The organism is Mucilaginibacter sp., from assembly GCF_028288105.1.
Lineage (GTDB): Bacteria > Bacteroidota > Bacteroidia > Sphingobacteriales > Sphingobacteriaceae > Mucilaginibacter.
The window spans coordinates 12223-36476 of sequence record NZ_JAQBOI010000077.1; the positions used below are offsets into that span (position 1 = coordinate 12223).

The 24254-nt window shown below is 44.7% G+C and carries 16 protein-coding genes; 8 read left to right on the forward strand and 8 right to left on the reverse strand.

Annotation, left to right across the window (positions count from 1 at the left end; translation table 11 throughout):
* Positions 1-409: 409 nt before the first annotated feature.
* From JWQ85_RS05325 to JWQ85_RS05340, 4 genes are all read right to left on the reverse strand, one after another.
* Entirely contained in the window at positions 410-4696 is a 4287-nt protein-coding gene (locus JWQ85_RS05325; protein WP_299465070.1) for a PKD-like domain-containing protein, read from the reverse strand.
* Positions 4672-5736, reverse strand: a complete 1065-nt coding sequence (locus JWQ85_RS05330) for a hypothetical protein (protein WP_299465073.1) — start codon at positions 5734-5736, stop codon at positions 4672-4674. Before JWQ85_RS05330 ends, JWQ85_RS05325 begins: the two co-directional genes overlap by 25 nt.
* Before the next feature lie 1247 nt (positions 5737-6983).
* Positions 6984-7616: a TetR/AcrR family transcriptional regulator gene (locus JWQ85_RS05335; protein WP_299465076.1), complete on the reverse strand. Its 633-nt coding sequence runs from the start codon at positions 7614-7616 to the stop codon at positions 6984-6986.
* Positions 7617-7638: 22 nt separating this feature from the next.
* Positions 7639-8661: an SDR family NAD(P)-dependent oxidoreductase gene (locus JWQ85_RS05340; RefSeq protein ID WP_299465078.1), complete on the reverse strand. Its 1023-nt coding sequence runs from the start codon at positions 8659-8661 to the stop codon at positions 7639-7641.
* 668 nt (positions 8662-9329) lie between these two features.
* On the opposite strand from JWQ85_RS05340, the gene JWQ85_RS05345 reads away from it, so the two are divergent.
* The 4 genes from JWQ85_RS05345 to JWQ85_RS05360 all read left to right on the forward strand — a co-directional run bounded on the left by JWQ85_RS05345 (position 9330) and on the right by JWQ85_RS05360 (position 15805).
* The gene (locus tag JWQ85_RS05345; RefSeq protein ID WP_299465081.1) at positions 9330-11240 is read left to right on the forward strand and encodes a 7TM diverse intracellular signaling domain-containing protein; all 1911 of its coding nucleotides are present in this window, start codon (positions 9330-9332) and stop codon (positions 11238-11240) included.
* Positions 11241-11743: 503 nt separating this feature from the next.
* Complete coding sequence (locus tag JWQ85_RS05350) at positions 11744-13612, forward strand: glycoside hydrolase family 30 beta sandwich domain-containing protein (RefSeq protein WP_299465084.1); 1869 nt, start codon at positions 11744-11746, stop codon at positions 13610-13612.
* A gap of 19 nt (positions 13613-13631) precedes the next feature.
* Positions 13632-14858, forward strand: a complete 1227-nt coding sequence (locus JWQ85_RS05355; protein WP_299465087.1) for a family 16 glycosylhydrolase — start codon at positions 13632-13634, stop codon at positions 14856-14858.
* 56 nt (positions 14859-14914) lie between these two features.
* Positions 14915-15805, forward strand: coding sequence for a hypothetical protein (locus JWQ85_RS05360; RefSeq protein ID WP_299465089.1), 891 nt, complete (start codon positions 14915-14917; stop codon positions 15803-15805).
* Positions 15806-16113: 308 nt separating this feature from the next.
* Here JWQ85_RS05360 and JWQ85_RS05365 read toward each other — a convergent pair whose 3' ends face one another.
* From JWQ85_RS05365 to JWQ85_RS05375, 4 genes are all read right to left on the reverse strand, one after another.
* Positions 16114-16314, reverse strand: coding sequence for a DUF417 family protein (locus tag JWQ85_RS05365; protein ID WP_367186185.1), 201 nt, complete (start codon positions 16312-16314; stop codon positions 16114-16116).
* Positions 16289-16510 carry a DUF417 family protein gene (locus JWQ85_RS21890; protein ID WP_367186184.1) on the reverse strand — a complete coding sequence of 74 codons (222 nt, stop codon included), beginning with the start codon at positions 16508-16510 and terminating at the stop codon, positions 16289-16291. Before JWQ85_RS21890 ends, JWQ85_RS05365 begins: the two co-directional genes overlap by 26 nt.
* 59 nt (positions 16511-16569) lie before the next feature.
* Positions 16570-17364, reverse strand: coding sequence for a DNA/RNA non-specific endonuclease (locus tag JWQ85_RS05370; protein WP_299465092.1), 795 nt, complete (start codon positions 17362-17364; stop codon positions 16570-16572).
* A 591-nt stretch (positions 17365-17955) separates the two neighbouring features.
* Positions 17956-19044 carry a hypothetical protein gene (locus JWQ85_RS05375; RefSeq protein WP_299465095.1) on the reverse strand — a complete coding sequence of 363 codons (1089 nt, stop codon included), beginning with the start codon at positions 19042-19044 and terminating at the stop codon, positions 17956-17958.
* Positions 19045-20347: 1303 nt separating this feature from the next.
* Between JWQ85_RS05375 and JWQ85_RS05380 the strand changes: the two genes are divergently transcribed.
* From JWQ85_RS05380 to JWQ85_RS05395, 4 genes are all read left to right on the forward strand, one after another.
* Complete coding sequence (locus tag JWQ85_RS05380) at positions 20348-20779, forward strand: MarR family transcriptional regulator (RefSeq protein ID WP_299465098.1); 432 nt, start codon at positions 20348-20350, stop codon at positions 20777-20779.
* A 39-nt stretch (positions 20780-20818) separates the two neighbouring features.
* Entirely contained in the window at positions 20819-21181 is a 363-nt protein-coding gene (locus tag JWQ85_RS05385) for a GIY-YIG nuclease family protein (RefSeq protein WP_299465100.1), read from the forward strand.
* A 43-nt stretch (positions 21182-21224) separates the two neighbouring features.
* Positions 21225-22130 carry an alpha/beta hydrolase gene (locus tag JWQ85_RS05390; protein WP_299465103.1) on the forward strand — a complete coding sequence of 302 codons (906 nt, stop codon included), beginning with the start codon at positions 21225-21227 and terminating at the stop codon, positions 22128-22130.
* Positions 22131-22993: 863 nt separating this feature from the next.
* A complete protein-coding gene (locus tag JWQ85_RS05395; protein WP_299465106.1) occupies positions 22994-24172 on the forward strand; it encodes a DJ-1/PfpI family protein in 1179 nt (392 codons plus the stop codon).
* The last annotated feature ends 82 nt before the right edge of the window (positions 24173-24254 follow it).

Here is a 24254-nt window from a genome sequence, read left to right on the forward strand (position 1 = left end):
GCAGTACCTGCAGTTCTTGCAAGCATTGCAAGGCTTATCTCCTGCACAAGTCGCTACCATTCTTTTTACTGCAACCGGCTTTGCATTATGAACGCTTACAAAGGTACCGGCGGCAAGGAATAAGAGGATAAGTGATTTCTTCATGATGGTTAGGTTTAGAATAGTAAACTTAACTATTTGTTCTTAAACTCAAGTACATTATATGCTGCAGTGACCGGCACCTGTAAACCGTTAACGCTTTCGACGTTAGAGTTAACCGGCAGCGGTCTATTCAAAACCTCTTCGTTCCCGGAATAATATCGCGGGTAACCGAACGGTATCCGATAGATGAAAACTGAACCCTTGTTATTTACCCCATAATTTATGAGGATAAATTTATGGCGGTAACCTTATTAATGCTTAGATAATATCACCTGATAACCAGTATATAACCTGATAAAACCTGGCCATTAACTTTGGTATCAATTTTATAATAATAAGTCCCTGCAGGCACAGGCTGCCCGTTGTAGGCACCTTCCCAGGCCTTTGAGTAACCTATAGAGTGAAATAGTTGCTGTCCGTAACGGTTAAATATGTCTACTACAGCATCCTGATAAGCAACAAGCCCCCGGATATCCCAAAAGTCGTTATATCCGTCGCCGTTTGGCGTAAATGTGTTAGGAATTGTTAGTACCGGCGATACTTTTATAATGGTTTGATCGGTAGTAACGCAGCCCTTTGAATCGGTTACCTGTAAGGTATAAACGCGGTCAACATCACCGGTTAGCACAGGGTTTTTAACGGTAGTGCTGCTTAACCCGGTGGCCGGCGTCCATAAATACTGTACATTTTCATCACTAACCGAAGGGGTTAAAGTAATTGTCTTGTCGCGCAGAACGTATCTTGTACCACCGGCATTTACAGTTGGCGGCGGGATAAACTTAAGAGTCATCCGATCTGTTGGGGTAAAGCACTCGTTTATAGATGTAGCGGTTAATGACAATATAACAGAGCCCGCTTGTATATCTGCTGTACTGGGTTTATAAAGCGCGTCGGGCACTGTGGCAGACGGGCTAAAGGTACCGGTACCGGATGTTTTCCAGATAACATCTCCGGTAACCCCGGGCCTAATTTGACCTTCTAATTTAACGAGGGCATCCTGTAAACAAACTTCACGATCGGCACCCGCACTAGTAGCCGATACGGGCCCGAAATTTATTGTTACATCATCAGTTGAAATAGTACAATTATCTTTGCTGGTTGAGGTTAACGTTAGCGTAACAAAACCCGCGGCCCTGTCCCCTGCCGATGGAATATACTGAGGCTGGTTTGCATTGTCGTTCAACGGTGATGGCGAAAAAGTCCCGCTTGCGGTTCCTTTGAGCGACCAAATACCTGTAGTAGTACCGCCCGTTACACTCCCGGCAAGCTGAATACCGGGTGAGCTCACACATTTTTTCATATCCGGACCCGCTTTGGCAACGGGGAGTTCGTTTACTTTAACATCCACAGAACCGGCAGGGCTGGTACAGTCATTAATGGTAACATATAAATTATATGTTCCGGAGTTGGCTGTGGTAAGGTTAGTAATGTTAGGATTTTGGTCAGTGGATGTATATCCGTTTGGCCCGGTCCATGTGTAGCTTGCCCTGGATACTGTCGGCGTACGAAGCTGTATAGTGCTATTCACACATACAGGAGAATTGCTGTTGGCTACAGGTATGGCCGGTTGCGGATTTACGGTAACTACGTAATTAAACGGAGAACCTGCGCAATCAAAGGCAAGGGGTGTTATAACGTAAGTAACCTTTACCGGCGTAGTTCCGGTGTTAATTAAGCTTTCATCAATAACATTATTTGTCTGGTTGTCTACAGGGGAGTTGCTGATGTTTGTAACCGCATCGCGTTTCCAGCTAAATGTGGCCGGGGGTATGTTTGACTTAATGGCATAATTTTGAGGTATTCCGCTGCAGGTTGTCCCGGTACTATCACTGATAATGTCTGCATCCGGCTTTACGGTCATCACCAGGTTAAACGGCGGGGCAACGCAATTAGCTGTTTTATAGTTAAACATATACGTAACATCAATTGGGGCGGTAGTGACATTATGTAAAACTTCTTTGATAATTGGAGCAGTTTGCCCTGTTACCGCGGCATTGCTTATACCAGCTACAGCGGCCCTGCTCCAGGAAGTACTCGCATCGGCGCCTGCAGGCTCAAGGTTAATAGTGAAATTGTGCGGAGTGTCGTTACAGGTTGAAGCTGTTGGATTATTGGTACCCAAAGGCAATGGATTAACGGTAACCTGGTAAGTAAAAGGAAGTCCGGGGCAACCATTGGCTGTCGGAGTAATCATATATTTTACAATTACCGGCGTGCTAACTGTGTTCGTTAAAGTTTCGTTTAAAAGCCCTGGGGTTACACCGGTTGCAGCTGCATTACTGATACCGGGTACAAGCGCCCGGCTCCATGAAAAAGTTGATGCGGGTAAAGCTATAATGTTATAGTTAAACGCTGCGCCGCTGCAAATAATATCGCTTGCCGAACTTGTAATATGAGGCGCCGGAGTTACTACTGCGTCAACAGGTAAGCGCTCGCTGGTGCAACCGTTAACTGTTGTTTGCACATAATAGGTTTTAGTGGCTGTTAATATTGGGGTTGTATAAACAGCATTGCTTGATAAGGGGCTGCCTCCTGCGGGGACATCAAACCATTTATAAGTACCCGTTGAGCCGCTGGCAGTTAGCACTGCCGGGTTACCCGCGCAAACAGGCAGATTGTTAACCCGTGGTGCTGCCGGGGTTTGTGTAACGGTTACTTTAACAGGTGTGCGGCGGCTGGTTAAACCATTTTTGGTTACCTGTACATAATAAATTGTGTTTGCAGTTACCGGCGGGGTTTTAAATACAGGGCCGGTAAAAAGCAAATTGCCGCCGGCAGGTGCATCAAACCAGTTGTAAGTACCCCCCGGTGCCGTTGCCTGCAACCTAGTCATACTGCCTTTACAAACCGCTTCATCGGCCACCGTTGGCGCTGCCGGTACAGTGTTAATATGGATGGTAACGGTAGCCGATAATTGCCCGCAAGAGCCCGGCGGGTTGTCGGATGTCAGGGTAAGCGTTACCGTGTTTCCTCCGCCAGCGGGTGGTGTATAGATAGCATTGGGATCGCTGACGTTGGAAAAGCCTCCGGGACCCGACCATTTTCCTGTTCCGCTACTGATATTACCATCTAATCCAACCGTACTGCCTACAGAAACAGTTTTATCGGGACCAGCGTTGACAGTAACCTGGGGATCAATAGTGATCTGCTGTTCAAAATTGACTTCCGGGCAGCCACTATCTGTACCGATCGTGTTCTTTATAGTATATGACCCAGGCGCACTTGCGTCGAGATCTATCTCTCCGGTAGCTTTATTCCTGAAAATCAGATCTGGCGACGAGGCGGTGAAAACACCCGCACTGGCACCAACACCAAAAACAGGTAATGGATTTGTACTCCCCTGGCAATATGATGATTTGGCATAAGTAAACAGCGCGTTGGGTGTGGATGTGATGGTTATATCAACGTTGCCGGCCCCCGGGCAGGTACCGCCATAAGTAAAAGTAACCATATATTTTCCGGGTGCGCTTCCGGCAATATTGATCTCGCCGGTGGTATTGCTTACAAATACCAGTCCCACAGGAGCAGCGTTGAATGTTCCTCCTGATGGATTATTGATGATGGGCCTGGGATTGGCATTTGCTGTACAGAATGTACCTGAGGCATACGAAAACTGTAAATTGAGCACATCTGTCATAGATACCGTTACCGGTACGCGCCCGCTTACGCATGTTCCGTTTACAGCCTGTACATAATAAGTGGTGGCTCTAAACAACAATGGGGTGTCGAATGTATTACCAGATGCCAGCGGTGTTCCTCCCGAAGCGGCATACCACTCAGCAGTCCCCCCCGCTATATTGACCGTTAAATGAGCCGATGAGCCCGGGCAAACAGCCTGGTTGTTAATAGCAGGTGCCGAGGGGATTGGGGTTACCGTTACCGGAACCGCTATGCGTTCGCTTGTGCAATCATTAGCAATACTTTGTACATAATAAGTTTGAGCTGTTGTTAATTCGGGCGTAACATAAACAGGGCCTGTAACCAATAAATTACCACCGGTAGCGGCGTCATACCACTCATAATCATCGGGCGAACCGGAAGCTGTAAGCGTTACCTGACTCCCTGAACATACACGGTTTGCCGGAACAGTTGGTACCGGCACAGGCGCAAGCACAGTTACCTGTACGGCTGTGCGCCCGCTTACACAACCCGATTCTGTTGTTTGAACATAATAAGTGGCGTTGGCAGTTAATACCGGCGTCATGTAAACGGCATCTGATGATAACAAAGTGCCACCTACAGGCAAGTCGTACCATTGAAACGTTCCGCCACCCGATGAGGAAGCAGTTAACGTTGCCACAGATCCTGAGCATATAATAGGTTCACCGGCGGAAGGAGGCACCGGCGGTGGATTTATAACGACCTGAATTGGTGTACGGTCGCTGCTGCAAGCGTCGTTCATGTGCTGAACATAATAACGAGTTGAGCTCGTGAGCACAGGTGTCTGATAGGTAACATCTCCCGACAGCAAATTACCACCCGTGGCCTGATCATACCAGGCGTAGGTGCCGGCAGGTGCCGCGTCTGCGGTTAACGTTGCCTGCTTCCGCTGCAAATACCAACGGTTTGGATTAACGGCGGCGTTGGCGGCGGCGTTATTGTTACGGTTACCGGGGTACGGCTACTCTGGCAACCATTTATAGTTGTTTGTACATAATAGGTGGTTGTAGCGGTAAGCGGAGGCGTAGTATAATCAGGACTTGAAATTAAAGAGGCGCCTCCCGTTGGCGCATCAAACCAATCAAATACACCATCCGGAGCATCAGCGTGCAAACTTACTACCGATCCGGTACAAACTGTAAGATTACTGGCAGTAGGGGGCTGTGGCGCTGGGGTTACCTTGGCGGTCACCGGTGTGGGCGCACTGGCACATCCGTTTATAATGGCCACCACATAGTAAATTTTAGTGTTGAATAGTACCGGTGTTACAAATATTGGCCCGGAACCAACCTGGTTCCCCCCTGCCGCTGCATCGTACCACGTGTAATTATCTCCGCCGCTGGCTGATAGCGTGGCTACATTATTCTGGCATATTGTTGCATTAACCGTAATTGGCTTCCCCGTAACATTAACAATAACTGCAGCCCTTGGACTGGTACAGCCCGAAACTGTTGTTTCAACATAATAAGTTGTACGCTGCGTAATTGGGGGCGTGTTATAGGTATTGCCGCTTGCCAGAAAATTGCCTCCGGTTGCTGCATCGTACCACTGATAATCGCCTCCCGGAGCTGTTGCGGTAAGTGTTGCAGAAGTATTGGGGCATACGGTTTGGTTGGAAGCCCTGGGGGTATTAGGTGTAATTATTGACGAAATGCTTATGCTTTTTTTAACCGGCTGGCATCCGGATGTTTTATCACTCAGGGTTACGGTATAAGTGCCCTCCTTATTTACACTTATTGATGATGTGTTTTCACCCGTATTCCAGATGTAAGTGTAAGGCGCCGTACCTCCTGAAGCATTTGCAGTTAAAACAACACTGGTTCCGGAACATATAGTAGTACCTGTTGACGAAACGCTTACACTTAGCGTACAATTCTGACCATATCCCGTTAACGGTAATAGTATAAATAAATATATGAGTATTTTTTTAGGCATAGCCCATAAGTCAAACCAAACTTATCTTACACAACTGTAGTTTTGAACTTTTATCGATGTTTACTGCATCTTTTTTGCAAGAGGATAGAGACATTAATGATGCAGTACATAGGATGGCAACAAGGACACTTCTCAATAATTGCATAACAAGGAGGTTGAGTAATATTTTAATATACAACCTAAGCTACCGGTATTTAAACTATTAAGTAATAGCTTTTTACGATTGTAAAGAATATGAGAAAAAGTTGTAATAACTGTAAACGGATATGTGATACCAGGTGTAGCCAGAGGCTAAATACATATCACGTTCAAGCATCCAGGAGTACATGATTTTCTTTGTTGAGTTTGAATATGGCGCGACAAACTCCAAAGAACACAATAATCATCAGCGATATGCCTGCAGCAATGATAATAAACATCCCCCTTGTAGGCGCCCCCTCTGTGGCCAATTGAATAAAAGCTAAAATAAATATGACAAAAAAGCATATAGTATAGATCGAGGCGATTTTAGTACTTTCCCCAAAAGACATCTTGTTTGTTTTAACAATAATTATTGGGCTGTGACACGCTAGTTCCCGAACCAATTGTCGATCCTCTTTTGCGGCTTCATTGGTTTTTGACTTATAGTTATAAGCGAGTAGTTAGCTACGTACCAAAAGATCACTTCGTAGTAAAACTGAACCGCTCTTTGTTACCCGCGTAGAAGGCATTTTAAATGGCGAGCATGTGAACTGGCCGTCCGCTAAGAAACAACCGGGTCAAAACAATAAACTTTAAAACCAGCGAAGGCGATCAGCGGCAGGGTATTGAACTGAGTAAGCTGGCGGCGGTCCGGGAAGATACAGCAAGCAGTGTAACACCATCAAGACCCGAAGAAGGGCTTAATTAACGCACAAGCGCAACAGGGACTACGGTCAGGATTTTGAAACCTAAAATATAGTGGTTCTGGTACTAATGAACAATGCCTGGCTACTCCGGGCATAGCGCAGCAAATAGTCCTCTGGTCAAGCGCAAAGCGATAGTCACTCCCGATAAATTATTAGCTGTTGCTTTTGGTATTCAATTCTGCCAAAATGGTGCCTTTCACGGCCGCAGATCTATCAGCACAAACGCTGTACGTTTACTGCGGCATGCCTCAGAGGGCATTAAAAAGAATTTAAGCTGGTTGCCGCTGTGCGGCGCAATGGCCAGGAGCATTTTTCATGATTGATCGGAAAAGCAACCCCGAAGGCTGCTGAACTCACGCGCTAGACAGGTTTATGCGCTGCATTGTCCAGCGTGGTCAGCGCAGTGCGGATAACATCTTCAAAAAAAGCTTTTTCAGTCGTGGATTTGACCGAGACTTGCAAACCCTTAACCGTATTTCCCAGGAAACGGGCCAGCGCCTTTGGGTCTTTATATTGATCCAGTTCACCGCTCTCCAGCCCCTGCCGGATGACTTTCAAAAAAGCGTCTTCTAGTTGCCGCTCGTTCTGGCAGATCAGGCCGCTGACCTCTATATCATGCGTACCCAATTCGATACCGGCATTGACCATAAAGCAGCCTTTCCGCTGCTTATCACCGAGCAGCTCGCTAACGACCAATTCCAGTAAGCCCCGGATCGCCGCTTTAGCCGAAGGCGCTTCGCGGATGAGCGTACACATCTGGCTGCCATAGCCTTGCTGATAGGCTTTCAGCGCCTTCAGGTAAAGCTGGTGCTTATCCCCAAAAGTATCATAAAGACTGGAACGACTGATACCCAAGCCGTCCACGAGGTCCTGCATGGACGTACCATTATAGCCCCTGTCCCAAAAAAGACAGACGGCCTTTTTGAGTACCTCGTTCTCATCAAAATCTTTGTTTCTCCCCATAAACAGCAAAAGCCCGCTTTTGGCGGGCAATTTACGGATTTTTAAGTAACAATTAACGCATTCCGCCGCTGGCGATCAATGTCTCGCCGGTCAGCCAGCCGGAATCATCAGAAGCTAAGAACACCGCGATCGGCGCAATATCTTCCGGTACACCGATACGGCCCAGCGGTACCTGCTGTTCAAGCTGCTTCTGGAAATCGCTGCCGATGAAACCTGCCGTATGCGTGCCCTCGGTTTCCACCATGCCCGGGTTAATGGCGTTCACACGAATCTTTTTGGCGCCCAATTCTTTCGAAAGCACCTGCGTGATCGAATCCACCGCGCCTTTGCTGGCGGTATAGACAGCGCTTTCGGGCGGCGTGATACGGGTTACGGTCGAGCTGATATTAATGATGCTGCCGCCGCGCTCGCCGAAACTCTTTACCGCGCCCTGGGTCACCAGTAAAAGGCCCAGTACATTGGTATTGAAATGACGGTGGAAATGCTCCTCGGTAATGGCGCCGATCGCGGCGAACTCGTAAACGCCGGCATTATTGACCAGCACATCCACCTCTCCGAAAGCCGCTTTAGTTTCGGCGAATAAACGGTCTACGTCCGCCGCTTTGGACACATCTCCCTGCACGGCAACCGCTTTGCCACCCGCGGCAACAATATCTGCCACAACTTTTTCAGCGCCAGCTTTGGCGGACGCATAATTGACCACTACCGCAGCACCCTCAGCGGCCAGACTTTTGGCAATACCCGCGCCTATTCCTTTGGAAGCGCCGGTCACTACTGCTACTTTATTAGCTAATTTTTTCATATTCTCGTTATTTGTTTTTATTTTTAGGAATGAATGTTCCAAATATAAAACCAATACGGAATAATCGTTCCGAAATAAAATAAGATTAAAATGTGATGACAAATCGGACCAATTCTCCAGGTATATATTCGGGATTAGGTCGAACTGCGGCAGGCTACCCGGCTTGTGTAGAGCACACATAATAAATAGTTGTTCCCGCTCCTTCTTGCCAAACATATCTTTAACAAAATACCAACGACACGTGATACCAAACAACTTTATCCCCTGCTGCATTCCATTGGCGGTGTGTCATATCCTAACATTGGGTGAATCGTCGCGTTTAAATCATTAACCTTTTCCTAGGTTAAGTGCGGAAAACCCGAAAAAAATAGCTTCGAATTAGTTTAAACAATACGGGGGCTTTCCGAAAAAATCGATTTGAATTTACTGTTAATTTAAAGGAAATGGGTAAGGGTTGAGTTGTGGAATATTGCAGCAAACGGTGCTTTTATACAACAAGTTTGGTTAGAGTAAACTTAGCCGCTGAGCTCATGCTACCGAGAACTCTTTTCTCAGAAGATTAAAAAGGGAAATACAGGAAAAGCAATCAGCCCAGCCGGAACTGAAATATCTAAAATCACAGATCTTGCAATGAGGAGGCTATAAGCCAACCAACAATATAAGTCTTATATTGCCAACCTACCTCCCTATCCACTCCGGGAATACAATTATTCGCATGTGTTCGTAGTGCCTGAAGCCTGCTATACCGCACCCGTATAATCCGTAACTTTTTTTCAAATCTCCTGTAAACAAGCTTAACTTAGTTATAAGCCATGCCGGGCTATGATCCTGGTGATATTCTGAATGAAAATGCTTAGCTTGCTGTTGAAATTATAAACCTGCTTTTGTTTGACCTGCCCGGGCGCAAAAGCAAAACATCTATATAACACCTAATTTATCGCATGTATAAAGTTTATCCTGGCTTTTTATGCCTTGTTTTTTTATTGGGATGCAGTTTAACCCCGTCAAAAGCGCAGGTGGCCGTGCCGGTAACTGATACCGCAAAACAGCATGTATTCAGGTATGGTGAGTTACAATATTATATTGAACCCGGTAATCAGTTAACCATCAGCCAAATAAGGAACCCGGCTTTTAGCGCCAGGTTCCAGCCAAACCCCGAGCCCACGCCTCAATTAAAGGATATTAAAGCGACCTACTGGTACCGCATCACACTTAACCAGTCCATCGCCACAAAAAACAATTGGATACTGGAGTTTTTTGACCAGACTATCGATAGCATAACGGTTTATTCGCCGGTTGCCAATAACAAGTATGCCGTTACGCAACTGGGCAGCAACCGCCCCTTCTCTGAGCGTTTATACAGCCATAAGAACTTCAGCCTGAACCTTAGCAACAACGCCGGCAAACAGGATGTGTACTACTTTCGCCTGCGCTCCAACCAATCGGGCAATGTTATCATCGTGTTGCGGTCAGTAAACTGGTTTATCAGCTATGCACTTAATGAGTATTTTTTCTTCGGAATATTCTATGGCATGATACTCGTTTTTGGCCTGTACAATTTTATTATGCTTATTGCCATGCGGCAAAGGCAGTACCTGTATTATATTGTTTATAACCTTAGCATTGGCCTGTACGAAATGTGTACCGATGGTATCGCCTACCAATACCTGTGGCAAATGGCACCCGCCTGGAACCATTATGCCTATGGCATCGCGCTTTTTCTGGCCAGTATATTCGCCACGCTTTTCGCGCAAAGCCTGCTAAATTTAAAAGAGAACGCCCCGCGCTTTAATAAACTGGTAAGCAGTATCATTATAGGCCGCTGCGTGTTTTTCCTGGCTTGCCTGCTGATCAACAGAGCCTGGTTTGCATATAAAATCGTAGAGTTTATTCCCTTGTCTGTCTCGTATGTGGCTGGTTGTTATGTATTATATAAAGGTTACAGGCCGGCACGCTTCTTTGTTATAGGCTACAGCTTTCTGTTTTTCGGCTTTGTTATTAAAACGCTCATTGCTTTAAACTTGTGGTGGCTGCCGGTTACTGCAATTAACTTTTACAGCCTTAGTTTTTGCTTTATTATGGAGATGCTGTTCATCACATTTGCCATTGGCGACCGCCTGCGCTTGCTTAAGCGGGAAAAAGACCAGGCACAGGAGCGTATAATAAAGCAGTTGCAAAAAAATGAGGAATTGAAGGATCTGCTCAACAAAAACCTGGAAGAACAGGCTGCAGTGCGGACGTGCGAGATCCTGGAGCAGTCTTCAGTAATTGCCGTACAGAACGCCGAACTTACCGAAGTAAATAAGCTGCTGCAGCAGCAAGCCGAAGAGATCTCGCGGATGAATGTTTTATTGGAAAAGGATAACATACTATTGCACAGCGATATTGAAAAGATAACCCATGCCCGGGTAATGCTGGCCGATGTTAATTTTGAGGAGTTTAGCAGGATCTATCCCGATAAAGAAGCCTGTTTTAAATTCCTGGCAGAGATCAAATGGAAAAATGGATATGCATGTAAAAAATGCATTAACGATCATTACGGTAACGGGCACATGCTTTACAGCCGCCGCTGTTCTAAGTGCGGCTACGAGGAATCTGTTATTGCTTACACCATTTTGCAAAATACCCGGATACCAATAAACAAAGCCTTTTATATGATTTTCCTTATATACTCCGCAAAAGGCCAAATATCATCTCATAAGTTATCCGAAATATTATCTATCCGGCAAAGCACCTGCTGGGCCTATAGCACCCGTATTAAAAAGGCAATGAAAAGCATGAAAAAAGATTTGCGCAATTCCGGAAGCAACGGTTGGAGCAAGCTCGTTATGGACATTTCGACAGCAGAATAGCTGTTTTGTATAGGTATTTGATAATGTATGGCCTTTTATTTTTTATCACTGTCTCGTTACTTCTTTTCATAAATTAAGAAGTTACAAGCACTTCATTCATATAATAGTTAAAGTTGGTGTAATATTTACACCTTTTATCTCTATTTCGCTAAAGTTAATTTGTGAAGAAAGCGTATCAGCAGTTTTTTTTATTTTTTTTCAATTGTGGTTTAAACCCTCTAAAGCCACATCTTCATCAAAACGCCCTGTGATGCAAGCGTATCAAATTATATTTAATTAACTAATTATCAGTTATTTATAAAACTTTACACTTGTTTGTAACGTAAAAATTACTTTAAATTTGCGTTAACCAATTATAACGGCATCTGCTATTTTCCTGAAAAACAAAAGCTAAGGGTTCCACCTTTCGGATTACTTATGCTCCGCTTTTAAACAACAGTTAATAGCTATGTGCCTGCCAAGACCAAAACCTGCAAACCAATCACTTAAACCAATTAACTATTATGAAAATTAATTACAGTCTAAAATTGCTGGCGACCGGGCTCATCGCTTTTGTGCTGCTTACTTATGCATGTAAAAAAGACGTACGACCACCGGCGTCAGATCCTTCAGGCGCAACAGGTACTGCTGCCCGCGCGGCAACCGGGCCGGTAAGTGTATTTTTAACCAAAGGGGATAAAAGTTCATTATTAGCCCAAAGCTCGGTGAACTTTGCTCCTGATGCAGGTACAAACGCAAATACCATTACGGTTGACGAAGGGGTAACTTACCAGGGGATTGACGGTTTTGGGTTTACCCTTACCGGCGGCAGCGCCAGCTTGCTGAACGGCTTAGGCGGCAATAAATCAGCAGTACTAAATGAATTATTTGGCACCGGGAGCGGGCAAATCGGGATCAGCTACCTGCGTATCAGTATAGGCGCGTCTGATCTTAGCTCATCCGATTTTACCTACAACCAAACCGCAGGCGATGTAAATATGAATAACTTTAGCCTCTCGCAGGAGAATACCGATTTCCTGCCGATACTGAAAGCTATACTTGCCATTAACCCCAATATCAAAATACTGGCTACCCCGTGGACAGCCCCTACCTGGATGAAGGTTAATACTACCGGCAACAATGGTTATACAGGCGGAAGCTTAAACACCGCTTATTACGATGCCTACGCCCGCTATTTTGTAAAATATATACAGGCCATGAAGGCGCAGGGTATTACCATTGATGCCATCACACCGCAAAATGAACCGCTTAACCCGTACAATAACCCAAGTATGGTAATGCAGGCAAACGAGCAGGTAAATTTTATCAATAATAACCTTGGGCCGCAATTACAAAATGCCGGGTTAAGCACCAAGATCATTGCTTACGATTATAATACCGATGTACCAAGCTACGCCACCACCGTGGTTGGCAATGCCGGCCAATATGTAGATGGCTCTGCCTTTCACTTATATGCAGGTAACATCGGTACCCTTACAGATGTGCATAATGCCTACCCTAACAAAAACGTGTACTTCACCGAGCAATGGGTGGGTGCGCCAGGCAACTTTGCCGGCGATCTCGGCTGGCATATCAATACCCTCATCATCGGCGCAACCCGTAACTGGAGCCGTAACGTTTTGGAGTGGAACCTGGCCGCTGATCCGAACAACAACCCGCATACCAACGGCGGCTGCAGCACCTGTTTAGGTGGCATCACAGTAAGTGGCACATCTATTACCCGTAATGTTGGTTACTACATAGTGGCACATGCTTCAAAATTTGTAAGGCCGGGTGCGGTTCGTATCAGCTCTAACATCGCGGGTAGCATCCAAAACGTCGCCTTTAAAAACAGCGATGGTTCAAAAGTGCTTATCGCATCAAACAGTGGCAGCAGTGATGTAAACTTTAAGGTAAAATGGGGTAACGAATCGTTCACCTACAGCCTTGTGGCCGGTGCCGTGGCAACCTTTAAATGGACTGGCACACCGGGAAGTGGCGGCGGTACGGGTGCACCAATCGGTTCAACCATCACCCTGAAAGGCTTTAATAACCAGTACGTAAACAGCCGGAACGGTACGCAAGCCATGACCTGTAACAGCGCCGTAGCTTCTACCTGGGAGCAATTTACAGTGGTTGACGCCGGCGCAGGTAAAATTGCACTCCGCGCCATGAACAAGTATGTTTCATCAGAAAACGGCACACAAGCCATCACCTGCAACCGCGCCACCATTGGCGACTGGGAGAAATTTGACTGGGTGCCTGCTACAGATGGTAAGGTTACCATAAGAGGCAACAACGGTAAATATATCTCAAGCGAAAACGGCACACAAGCCATGACCTGCACCCGTGCAACGGCTTCCGGCTGGGAAGCATTCGGCATAAATCAATAAACCAAACACTAAACTTTATATGAAAAAGCAATTATTCAACCTGTTAAAAGGCACCGGCATCACGCTGGTAGCGGGAATCGTCATCATTTCCTGTAAAAAGGATATTAATCGATCCGGAGGTGTTAATGCCGATGCTAAAACTTCAACAACCACGCCAAGGGCATTAACGCTTGTCTGGTCTGATGAGTTCAATGGAAGCAGCGTAGACGGCAGCAAATGGAACATTGATAACGGTAACCCTAATGTAAATAATGAGAAAGAGTACTACTCGCCGGGCAACGTAGCGGTAACCGGGGGCAACCTGGTCATCACGGCTAAGAACCAAAGTATGGGAGGGCAGCCGTACACTTCGGGCAAGATCACTACTGCAGGTAAGTTCACCGTAAAATATGGCCGTATCGAAGCCCGCATCAAACTGCCTGCATTCCAGGGAAGCTGGCCGGCGTTCTGGATGCTGGGCAGCAACATAGGCCAGGTAAACTGGCCACAATGTGGAGAAATTGATATTATGGAGCAAACCAATACCAGCAACACCACACTGGGCACCATGCACTGGAACAATAACGGCCACGTTTATTATGGCGGGAACACGCAGGTTAACAACGTTACCGATTACCATATATATGCAGTTGAATGGGATGCTAACAGCATCAAATGGTTTGTTGACGGCACGCTGTTCCACACCGGTAATATCCAAAACAACATTAACAGTACCGAGGAGTTCCAGTTGCCGTTCTTCCTGATACTAAACCTTGCCGTGGGCGGCGACCTGCCGGGCAATACTATTAACAATGGCGCTTTACCGGCCAATATGCTGGTAGATTATGTGCGTGTTTATAATATAACCGGAGGCACGGGCACTACCGCGCCAATTGGCCAAACGGTTACCCTAAAAGGGTTTAACAGTAAATATGTAAACGGCCAGAACGGTACACAGGCCATGACCTGCAACAGCACCACAGCTTCTACCTGGGAGCAATTTACAGTGGTTGACGCCGGCAACGGTAAAGTTGCTTTGCGCAGCATGAATAAGTATGTTTCATCAGAGAACGGCACACAAGCCATCACCTGTAACCGTGCCACCATTGGTGACTGGGAGAAGTTTGATTGGGTGCCTACCGGAGATGGTAAAATAACCTTCAGGGGGAATAACGGTAAGTTCATTTCCAGCGAGAACGGCACCCAGGCCATGACCTGTACAAGGGCCACCGCATCGGGATGGGAAGCATTTGGTATTAACCAATAATAAATTCATAAGTTTAAGCCTGCCTTATAAAAAAAGGCAGGCTTTTTATTTACCTGATGAAAAGACTTTTATTTATCATATTGCTTACAGTTGCCGGTACCAGTGCCCTTTACGGGCAAACCGGATCTCAAAAACTATCGCTAACTGTCACTACGGGCTATGCGCAGCAGGACCTCAAATGGTCTATAGCGGGTAACCTAGCGGGTGAAAGCCCTAATATTTATTCGGAGCTGCAATGGAAAAAAACTGGCGGGCAACCGGTTGCTGCCGCTTTAGAGTGGAATGTTTGGGACAAGCTATCGTTAATGGCCGATTACTCCCACACCTTTATCAGCACCGGTACGGTTACGGATAACGATTACAATGGCGATAACCGCACCAATAGGACATACAACGAGCTATTTAATGCCGATAAAGGCCACCTGAGGGATTGGTCAATCGGGACAGGGTATAAACTAATTGATAAAAACAGGTTTTACTTAAACGCTTACGCGGGATATGGCGTTAGCACCCAGTCGCTTTATATCTTAGATCGCACCGGCAATTTTCCTGATTTAAACAGCACATACAAGGCCAACTGGAAAGGCCCTTTTGTTAAAACTGCTGCGGGGTTTGGCATCAATAATAAGCTTAAGTTATCAGCGGCATTAACTTATAACCAGGTAAACTATAACGCCGCCGCGGATTGGAACCTGATCCAAAATTTTCAGCACCCGGTTAGTTACAGGCATATCGCCAAAGGTTTCGGCATTAACTGGGATCTCCGTTTGAAATACACACTTTATAAACACCTGGCCGTACAGGCTGACGGCTGTTATTACTTATGGCAAACCGGCAAAGGCATGGATGAACTGTTTTTAAGTAATGGAGAAACCAATGAAACACAGCTGAATAAGGTTGACCGTACCGGCTACTCTTTTACGGCGGGTATGACATTTACCTTCTAAACCGCCCAATACCAACAATAGTTTATCGTGCACCGTGAATAAATTTGGTATGCTTCCTATTGCTTTGGTCAGGTTATAAATAATACCTGATTAGCCGGTCGTTCCCGGGTTGGAACGGGAATTGTTTTCATCGTTATATGTATCAAGTTTTTTATGAGTTAATTTATTTCCCGTGCCTGATATTGAATAATTACTTTATTATTTGGTGTTGTTTTGAGCAAGGATCGCTTTATGACAAAATTTGCTGATCAGGTATAAAGAAGGATTCGGGTTAATCACGTCCTTTAAGAGGAACAACCTGAGGAAACTCATGTAAAATTGATGCCGTTTACAGTGGTAAGCGCGCCTGGTGTGGTGATAAACATAGTGCTGGGAACAAAGAACATTACGGCTGCGATTGCTCCACCTATGATACCTGCCTGTGGTTTAAACATTCCGGTGATGATGAGCACCGCAGCTGTGACTTCCGTTAGCCCGGTCAGGTCAGAACCATGATGAGACCAAATAATTAAAGTGACAGCTGATCAGCGGACTGTTATCAACCAGAGACACGATACCATCCGCACCCGGAACAGTGATTTTATAGGAACCGGCCCATAACAGCATAACAATCATACCGATACTGATTATCCAGAAGGGAAGATTCTGTTTAGTTACCCAAGAGGAAACTTTAATGATCACGTTTTGGCCTGTATGGCGACTCACTTGATTTGCGGCGCTGATTTCTGAATTCGGCCATGCTCCGAGTTTAAAGAAGAATCATTTTATTCAGGTGAATTAAAGACCGTCATCGGGTCAAAACCGAGGTTCGCGACCAGGGCCGTATGATCGATTACCCGTCGCGGTAATAAAGACCGCTGTTCCGTAGGCAGGTTTGGCATCCAATAACATACAGAAATCAATTCTCCGCTGTACAACCGATACTGTATTATCTTATAATAATGTGTGGGTACCGTAATTGTCAGCTTGTTGTCGGTATAGGTTTTCTGACTCCCGAATGTACCGCACCAAACCTTCACACTGTCCGTAACCGCCGGAATATTAAACCCGGTCAATTTTCTGCATAACTCTTCGGTCGCTATTTCGGTGCCTATATTCTGTCCCTGGTATTCCATGCCGGCATTGAATGTGTAAGTATCCGAAAGGATCGCGGCATCAGCGCACCAGGCCAGCAAGATCCATGCCTGACAATGCCCTTTGGCAATCATGTCGGCTGACTGCGTATTGGCATGCCGATAGCTGTCTGTTTCATCCGGTTGGCCATAGGCGGGATGCCAGCTCGCGTATTGGCCCGTACGGGGGATATCAGCTGATTCCTGCAACAGCCGGTGGGCTTTGGTATACACATAAAAGGTGACAATGGGCATATGTTTGACCGTATCCGCGATAGATCTGTAATAGGGATTGACCCAAACCTTGCAAGAAGGGCAGAAATCCGTTTTTTGGGTGGGATAGCTTTTATAAAGCGCTTTGACATAGGCCCCGTCAATGGTTTGCGAATGAACGGAGAACGACACCGCTACTAGCAGCAGTAGTATTAAAAGTTTTGCTTTTGTCATGTTGGTAGGTTTGTCAATTTCTTTGAAATGTATTTAGGATCGCAAACGCCTTGTTGAGTTTCCTGTAGCATAGCACCTCGTCGGCCTTTGCTTATGTAGTTTGAAGTGTATTAGGTTGTTAAGCGTTTATTAACCGCTTTCCGGATTTGCGGGGCAGCGTAAACAATAATCGGTGCGGCAAAATAAGGCAAAATCAAATATAAACAGCCAATAAAAGCAACAAATACGGTGATAGCAGGGCTGCCTGGTTTATTGTGGGTGGAAAGCAGGATAGAAAGGATTGGTTTAGTGTCTGTTTAATCCGTTTTCAGCCTTACGGGATCAATCAAAATATCTTTCCTCTTTTTCGTACACCTTTAGAATAGTCCTAATTTGGCCTGACTACGTTTATCAACAAGTTAACCAATTAGGCTTAGGCACTAGCTTTTTACCTCATGATATTTCGTCAATTTGTGTAGCAGAAATATAATAAAGACGGTGTCCAACTGCAGAGTGCTACATCTAATACAATGAACGTTAACAGCAATTTAATTCCAGGATATATATATATATCTAAACCAGTTGCATGATAAAGTAACTGTTAAAAATTAACTAGCTTGATGGGCGTAGCCCTCTGTACAATGCACCGTCACCACCAATAACAAATATTTCTAATTGACCTGCAGAATTGACCTCTAATTCTACGCCGGGTTGAATGGCAACTCCACCCAAAGATGTCCAGTTCACCCAAAAGTCAGATTTAAAAGGGTCGACCTGCCATCTGCTGTATATTTGCCCGTCGCCACCAACAACCGCAAGCTCTAACCTGCCACTATCCGTACGGCCCACTCCGCAGGGCCAGTTCAGGTCATGACCATAAAGGTCAACAACTGCTCCCCAGCCACCATTAGGGTCCACTTGGGATAAATAAGAAATTGACTTATTCTGAGTCATTAGAAAAGCAAACAACCGCCCGTCTCCGGCAAGGGCAACTTTTACATCATTCGCCTTCACCAAATCGGGGCTGATTAAGTTCACCCAATTCCCCCACCCGTTCGACCCGTTGGGTGCGGTTTGCCAACGATGATAAAGAAAACCGTCACCTCCTATGACAAAGGCTTCCAACCTTCCGTCAGCATTCGCGGCTAATGAAACGGGGCCGTTAAGATCATGACCGCCTAACGGAGCCCACTCACTCCACTGTCCTCCTGGGGTTAGCTGCCAGCAGTCGTAAAGTATACCGTCACCAAATACAGCAACCAGTTCAATTCTGCCATCTGTATTGCGCGAAACTGAATATCCTTTTACATTGTTGCCGCCTATGAAGAACCAGTCGCCCCAGTCGCCGTTTGGATTTTTTTGCATAATGGAGTAAATATTTCCATCTTGGCCGGCAACGAAAACCTGTAAAGCGCCGTCTGCGTTAGCCGCTGTAATAACTGGCCCGCGCAGATCGTGTCCTGCGAGTGTGGCCCAGTCGCTCCAGTTTCCGCCGGGTGCACTCTCCCAAATATGGTACAGCGCTTTGTCTCCACCGAGCACAAATACTTCCAGCCGTCCATCCTGGTTACGTATAGCTGAAGGTCCGGGACTTAGGTCATGGCCTCCAAGTGATTGAAATGTAATATCCGAACCATGTGGCCCTGTGGCATTGCTTTTCAGAAATTGCGTTCTTAAGTATTCCCAATCCCACGAATTCATGCTGATAGTATCTAATGGACGGCCCGGACTCGGGCCGGTTGGAAACATAATATCATATACCGGTTTGGGAAAAGGCTGATTGAGTTCAATATCAAACCCCTGCTCAGCGTCCGGCGCATTAATAGTAAGATCCTTAGAATGAGCGGCCTGACCGCTTGGATCAAAATGAGTGCTTTCAGGGGACTCACACCCAAAGTTGTGACCTGTTTCATGACAGAATGGTTGACCAAGGGACGCATGCCAAACAATCCCCGAATTAGGTAACCACCCTCCATACCGGCCATGGGTTATGGCCCCTGACCCTTCACCTTCGTCAGGGAAACGGTACACCAACGCACTGTCTAAAGAATCGGTCCCGGGAGCGACATTATTAAAAGGATCCCAGGCTGGGCCCAGGTTACTGTCTTGCTGCGGCGGGCCAACAGGATTATTGTCAAAGTTAAATCTTAGCCCGGCCGTCTGATCGCCGTTGAGTTTACTGATGCCGTCACGGATTGGATAAAGGGAGGCTAATCGTCTCATTGCATCGTTAGCTGCCTCCACTTCGCCCGCTTTGGCATCTGGTCCTGTGTTGGACCAAATACGGCTTACCATCATCCGAAGATCCTTAGTCGGCAATAATTCAATACCATCAAGAATGCAAACGCCGACGATTTCTCTAACCGCGCTGAACAATTGTGCGTTAATGTAATATAATCCGTAGTACGGTATTTTAAATCCCGGTATTAGCAGTACTATTCCTTCCGCCGGCGAATTTGCGTCGACGATGACAAAATTTCCCGGTGACCAGTTTAAACTCGTTAGTGATCCATCGGGACGCGCAATGCTGGCCTGAATTTCTGTTATTGATGTTGCGGGCCATGGGGCGGCCATATTAATTCGAAAAGCCGTGGTCTTTCCTGCAACCAGGCTATTGCTTTTCAGTCCCTGTAATAGATAACCGGTGTTCATAAGTTCCTCCCCCTTGATACATTCTAAATGGAAGTGTAATTTAAATCCCAATATGTCTTTTAATTACTACTCATAAAGTTTAACCCTTGTTAAGTAACTATCTCTGAATATTTTTAAAGTTAAACCAATAGTTAAATTCATACAATAGCTATAACTGGTTATAATTCGCTTTGGGACGGTATGTAATCTTCGGGCTTTTCAGACGCTAATACTTTAATACTTTAATGCCGAAGGGGATTTGATATGCATGCCGAAAGACGATTGCAAAAATGGATCGGCTTTTAAAATGGTGAATAATTTCGTCGTTCAAAAATTATAAATATATTTGCGATATAATTGATAACTCAAGTATATGTCAACAATAAGTGATTCATTAACGATATTAATCAGCACCATGAAAGTGCAATCAATAATAGCCCGCCGTTTTGACCGGTTAAGCGTGCATGGCCTTGGATTTAGTGATTTTATTATTCTTAATTTATTAGATAACGCTCCTGTAGAAAAAATGAGAAGAATAGATTTAGCTGAAAAAATAGGGCTCACGGCATCCGGTGTAACGCGATTGCTTTTGCCAATGGAAAAAACCGGGTTTGTGACTAGAGAATCAAACCAACGGGATGCACGTGTAAGTTATGTGGTTATTACAGCCGCCGGAAAGAAAATATTTGAAGAGGCCAGGCAAACCGCAGAGCTGATAGCCAAGGAACTTTTACCATCGGTAAAAGCTAAAGATCTAAAAATTTTATCAGAAACACTATTCGCACTCGGTGGAAACGCTTATTAATCTTAGCTCAACATATTTTAATAAGATAGTAAATTTATAATGGAAAAGTCATTAAGAAAGCAAGTAAAAGAAGAAATCAAGGACATCAAACCTATTGTTGGGGTTGTGTTAATAAAAAACATACTTAATAATAAAATATATGTAGAGGGTTCAATCAATGCAAATGCCTTAATAAATAGAATGAAATTTATGTTGAATAGTGGACAATTCGAAAATAAAAAACTTCAGCAAGACTGGAACGACATTGGAGAAACCCATTTTTTGTTTGAAATCAAAAGTGAAATTATAAATGATCAAACTATTGCTTTAAATTATCGCAAAGAAGTGTTAAAACTGAAAGATACAGTACTAAATGAATTTTCACTTTTGGGAGTTTGTAATTATAATAACATAGAAGTGTAACAGAGCCCGCAAATAGAATAGTTTATAGTAAAAATTGTATTCAATGAAAATGGCAAAAATAGGCAGGATAGATTTATGCTATGATATCATAGGGGATCACAATACTGTTACCGTTATTTTAATTTCAGGTCTTGGTACACAAATGATTCGCTGGACTGTACCGTTCTGCGAAATGTTGGCCGAAAAAGGATTCAGAGTGATCCGATTTGACAACAGAGATGCTGGTTGCTCTACCTTTTTATCAAACGTAAGGGTACGTGATTTAAATGACCTAGCCGGATTGCTGCGATCTGGCGAGCACATATCCGTGCCTTATACCTTGTTTGATATGGTTGACGACGTCGTTGGACTTATGAACTTTTTGGGAATAGCAAAAGCCCATTTAATTGGCAGATCAATGGGGGGAATTATTGGGCAATTATTTGCAGCTCAACACCCTGAACGAGTTTTGACATTAACATCAATCATGTCGACTTCGCTGAACCCAAGCCTGCCTCAAGCCCAGGCCGATGTTATGCAAATGATGGTCGCGCCTAAACCGAATCCTGCTGACCAAAAAGCAGCGTATATAAGTCAAAACCTTGCGTTTGCGAGGCGAATTTCCGGAAGTAAATTCTGCTTCAATGAAAAAGACCAAATCGCGATTATTGAAGAGGAAATTATCCGTTCCAACAGTAAGAGTGGTGGATTATGGAGGCAACTACTGGCAATCATTGGAACAGGCTATAAAAAAGAGCTTTTAGAAAAAATAAAAGCTCCAACATTAGTAATTCATGGGTCAGAAGATCCACTTTTTCCTCCAGAATGCGGAAACGATACAGCAAGTACGATTAGTGGGGCCGAGCTTTTTCTGATTGAAGGTATGGGTCATGATATACCTCCGGCGCTATACGCTCCGATAATTGGCGCCATCGATTGTCATGCAGCGAAGAAACGCGTTGCGGTGTAAGTTGCCTTATTCGCCTAGGATAACGGTAAAATGTACGAGGAAAAGTATTTAATGCGAGAAGTAATAAAGCTTTTCTTCTGTGAAATTAGCTGCCAAAACTGTAGATAGTGTCCAAGACTTGTTGCGTGAGAACGCAGAGGAACTTGCTTTTTTATTAGAATGCTGCCGCATAAGAATTTTTATAAGGACCCAATAGAGTAATTTATGATTCATTACCGATATGACCTATTCTCTTCAATCTACCGTAAAGATTATTTCCACTTACATTGTCAATAGCTGGTTCAGCAAATCCATTCCATTTATCCTGGTATTGAATGGGACCTTGTATCCTTCTTTCAATGATTTTTTTTTAGAGGGGTCAAATAAGTTGATCCATCTATACTTAATGCTTCCTGATAAACGATCCTTGAAAGTTTAAAGACCTCTTTATTTGGAAAAAAAAGCAAATGCTTAGTCATCTATTTTTGAAACTGGATTTTCCAAACATTTGACTTTGTTTAGCGTCCCCAATAAAAAAATATAAAAAACATAGTTATAATTTTACTTTAGGGGCAATCTCCTTTAGTAAAATCGCTTCTTATATTTAACGTATTAATAAAATGTGTTTTGTAGATATTGAAAGTATCGCGGCTGTTATCGTGCTACCCTGGTTAACCGTAGCGCCATATATCTTTTGCTTTGTTAGGCTTTTCGCTAAAACTGAATAAGAAGCGGTGGATACATTAGTGGTCTTACATTTAACCTCTTTCGGACGAGGATGCTATAAATCAATAATATAATTTGTCCGTATCTGACATTACCTCGTCTTCTTACCAACTAAATTTCGCTAGACCTTTGTGATGTAATAATTAAAATTAATCACAATGAAAAAGTTTAAAAAAATATTGTTCATATTTCTGTCGACGGTAATTGTCGCAGGGGCTGCGCTTATATTATTGCTGCAGCCGGTCATCGCCCTTGGCCAGCTACCTCCTTACCCGGGGGATAACAAATTTGACTGGAAAAAGCCTGCCTACGATCCATCAAAGAAAACCGTATTTATCATTGCTGATAACAAGATGACAGAAATGTTTGATATGCTGGCACCCTTCTACCTGTTCAATATCACTGGCAAATTAAACGTGTTCATAGTTACTAAAGAAAAAGTGCCGGTAGGCATAAAAAAGGACCTCTTTATTTTACCGCAGCTTACTTTTCGCGAAGCGGATTCCATGAAACTTGTTGCAGATGTGATCGTGATCCCGGCACTATCCAAACGGGACGAAAAGCAGGATCCTGTTTTGATGTCCTTTATTAAAGATCATTTCACGCCTGCTACAAAAATCCTTGCCGTTTGCGACGGGGCATCTACTGCTGCGGCTACCGGCTTATTTGATGATAAGCCGATCACCTGTCATGCATCTGACTTTGAGACGGTGAGATCTCATTTCCCCAAACCGCAATGGATCCAGCAGGTAAGTGTAGCCCACAGCGGCAACCTGTATAGCACAGCCGGGGTATCCAATGCTGTAGAAGGTGCCCTAATGGTGATAAATGACCTGTTTGGAAGCGAAATTATGCATGTTGCTGCCAACGAGATCCACTACCCTCATCCTGAAATTCTAACAGACCATTTGAGCACGGCTATACAATTCGGGGATGAGTTCGCCGCAGTTACCAAGGTCATCATCAAAAAAAACCGGAGGCTTGGCTTATTGCTGCAGGAAGGTATCAATGAATTTGAGATGGTAAGTATCCTGGATACGTATAACCGGTCATTCCCAAAATCATTTAAATGTTTTACGATGGCTGACACTACTGTTCATACAAAATTCGGCTTAACACTGGTACGTACCGGCGGCAATGATAGGAAAGAACTGGACGAAGTGCACGTACTTTCAAACGATAATAGAGAAGCCATTAACGCTATGTTCGGCACCGCTGAGGTGATCAGGTATGATACAAAAAAGCAATACCCGATAGACGCCTGCCTGGAGCGCATAGGCAAGCTTTATGGAGACAAATTCCAAAATGTGGTTAAACTAATGCTTGATTACAATTAAACCAAACAACATATAACATCATGAAAAAGATATTCCTATTGGCATTTATATTAATGTCACTCCGCACATTGGCCCAAACAGA

Excerpts from the sequence above, each read along its gene's own strand:
- JWQ85_RS05330 (WP_299465073.1), bottom strand. The coding sequence starts at position 5,736 with ATGCCTAAAAAAATACTCATATATTTATTTATACTATTACCGTTAACG.
- JWQ85_RS05340 (WP_299465078.1), bottom strand. The coding sequence starts at position 8,661 with ATGCAGCAGGGGATAAAGTTGTTTGGTATCACGTGTCGTTGGTATTTT.
- JWQ85_RS05345 (WP_299465081.1), top strand. The coding sequence starts at position 9,330 with ATGTATAAAGTTTATCCTGGCTTTTTATGCCTTGTTTTTTTATTGGGA.
- JWQ85_RS05350 (WP_299465084.1), top strand. The coding sequence starts at position 11,744 with ATGAAAATTAATTACAGTCTAAAATTGCTGGCGACCGGGCTCATCGCT.
- JWQ85_RS05355 (WP_299465087.1), top strand. The coding sequence starts at position 13,632 with ATGAAAAAGCAATTATTCAACCTGTTAAAAGGCACCGGCATCACGCTG.
- JWQ85_RS05360 (WP_299465089.1), top strand. The coding sequence starts at position 14,915 with ATGAAAAGACTTTTATTTATCATATTGCTTACAGTTGCCGGTACCAGT.
- JWQ85_RS05370 (WP_299465092.1), bottom strand. The coding sequence starts at position 17,364 with ATGACAAAAGCAAAACTTTTAATACTACTGCTGCTAGTAGCGGTGTCG.
- JWQ85_RS05375 (WP_299465095.1), bottom strand. The coding sequence starts at position 19,044 with ATGAATTCGTGGGATTGGGAATACTTAAGAACGCAATTTCTGAAAAGC.
- JWQ85_RS05380 (WP_299465098.1), top strand. The coding sequence starts at position 20,348 with ATGTCAACAATAAGTGATTCATTAACGATATTAATCAGCACCATGAAA.
- JWQ85_RS05385 (WP_299465100.1), top strand. The coding sequence starts at position 20,819 with ATGGAAAAGTCATTAAGAAAGCAAGTAAAAGAAGAAATCAAGGACATC.
- JWQ85_RS05390 (WP_299465103.1), top strand. The coding sequence starts at position 21,225 with ATGAAAATGGCAAAAATAGGCAGGATAGATTTATGCTATGATATCATA.
- JWQ85_RS05395 (WP_299465106.1), top strand. The coding sequence starts at position 22,994 with ATGAAAAAGTTTAAAAAAATATTGTTCATATTTCTGTCGACGGTAATT.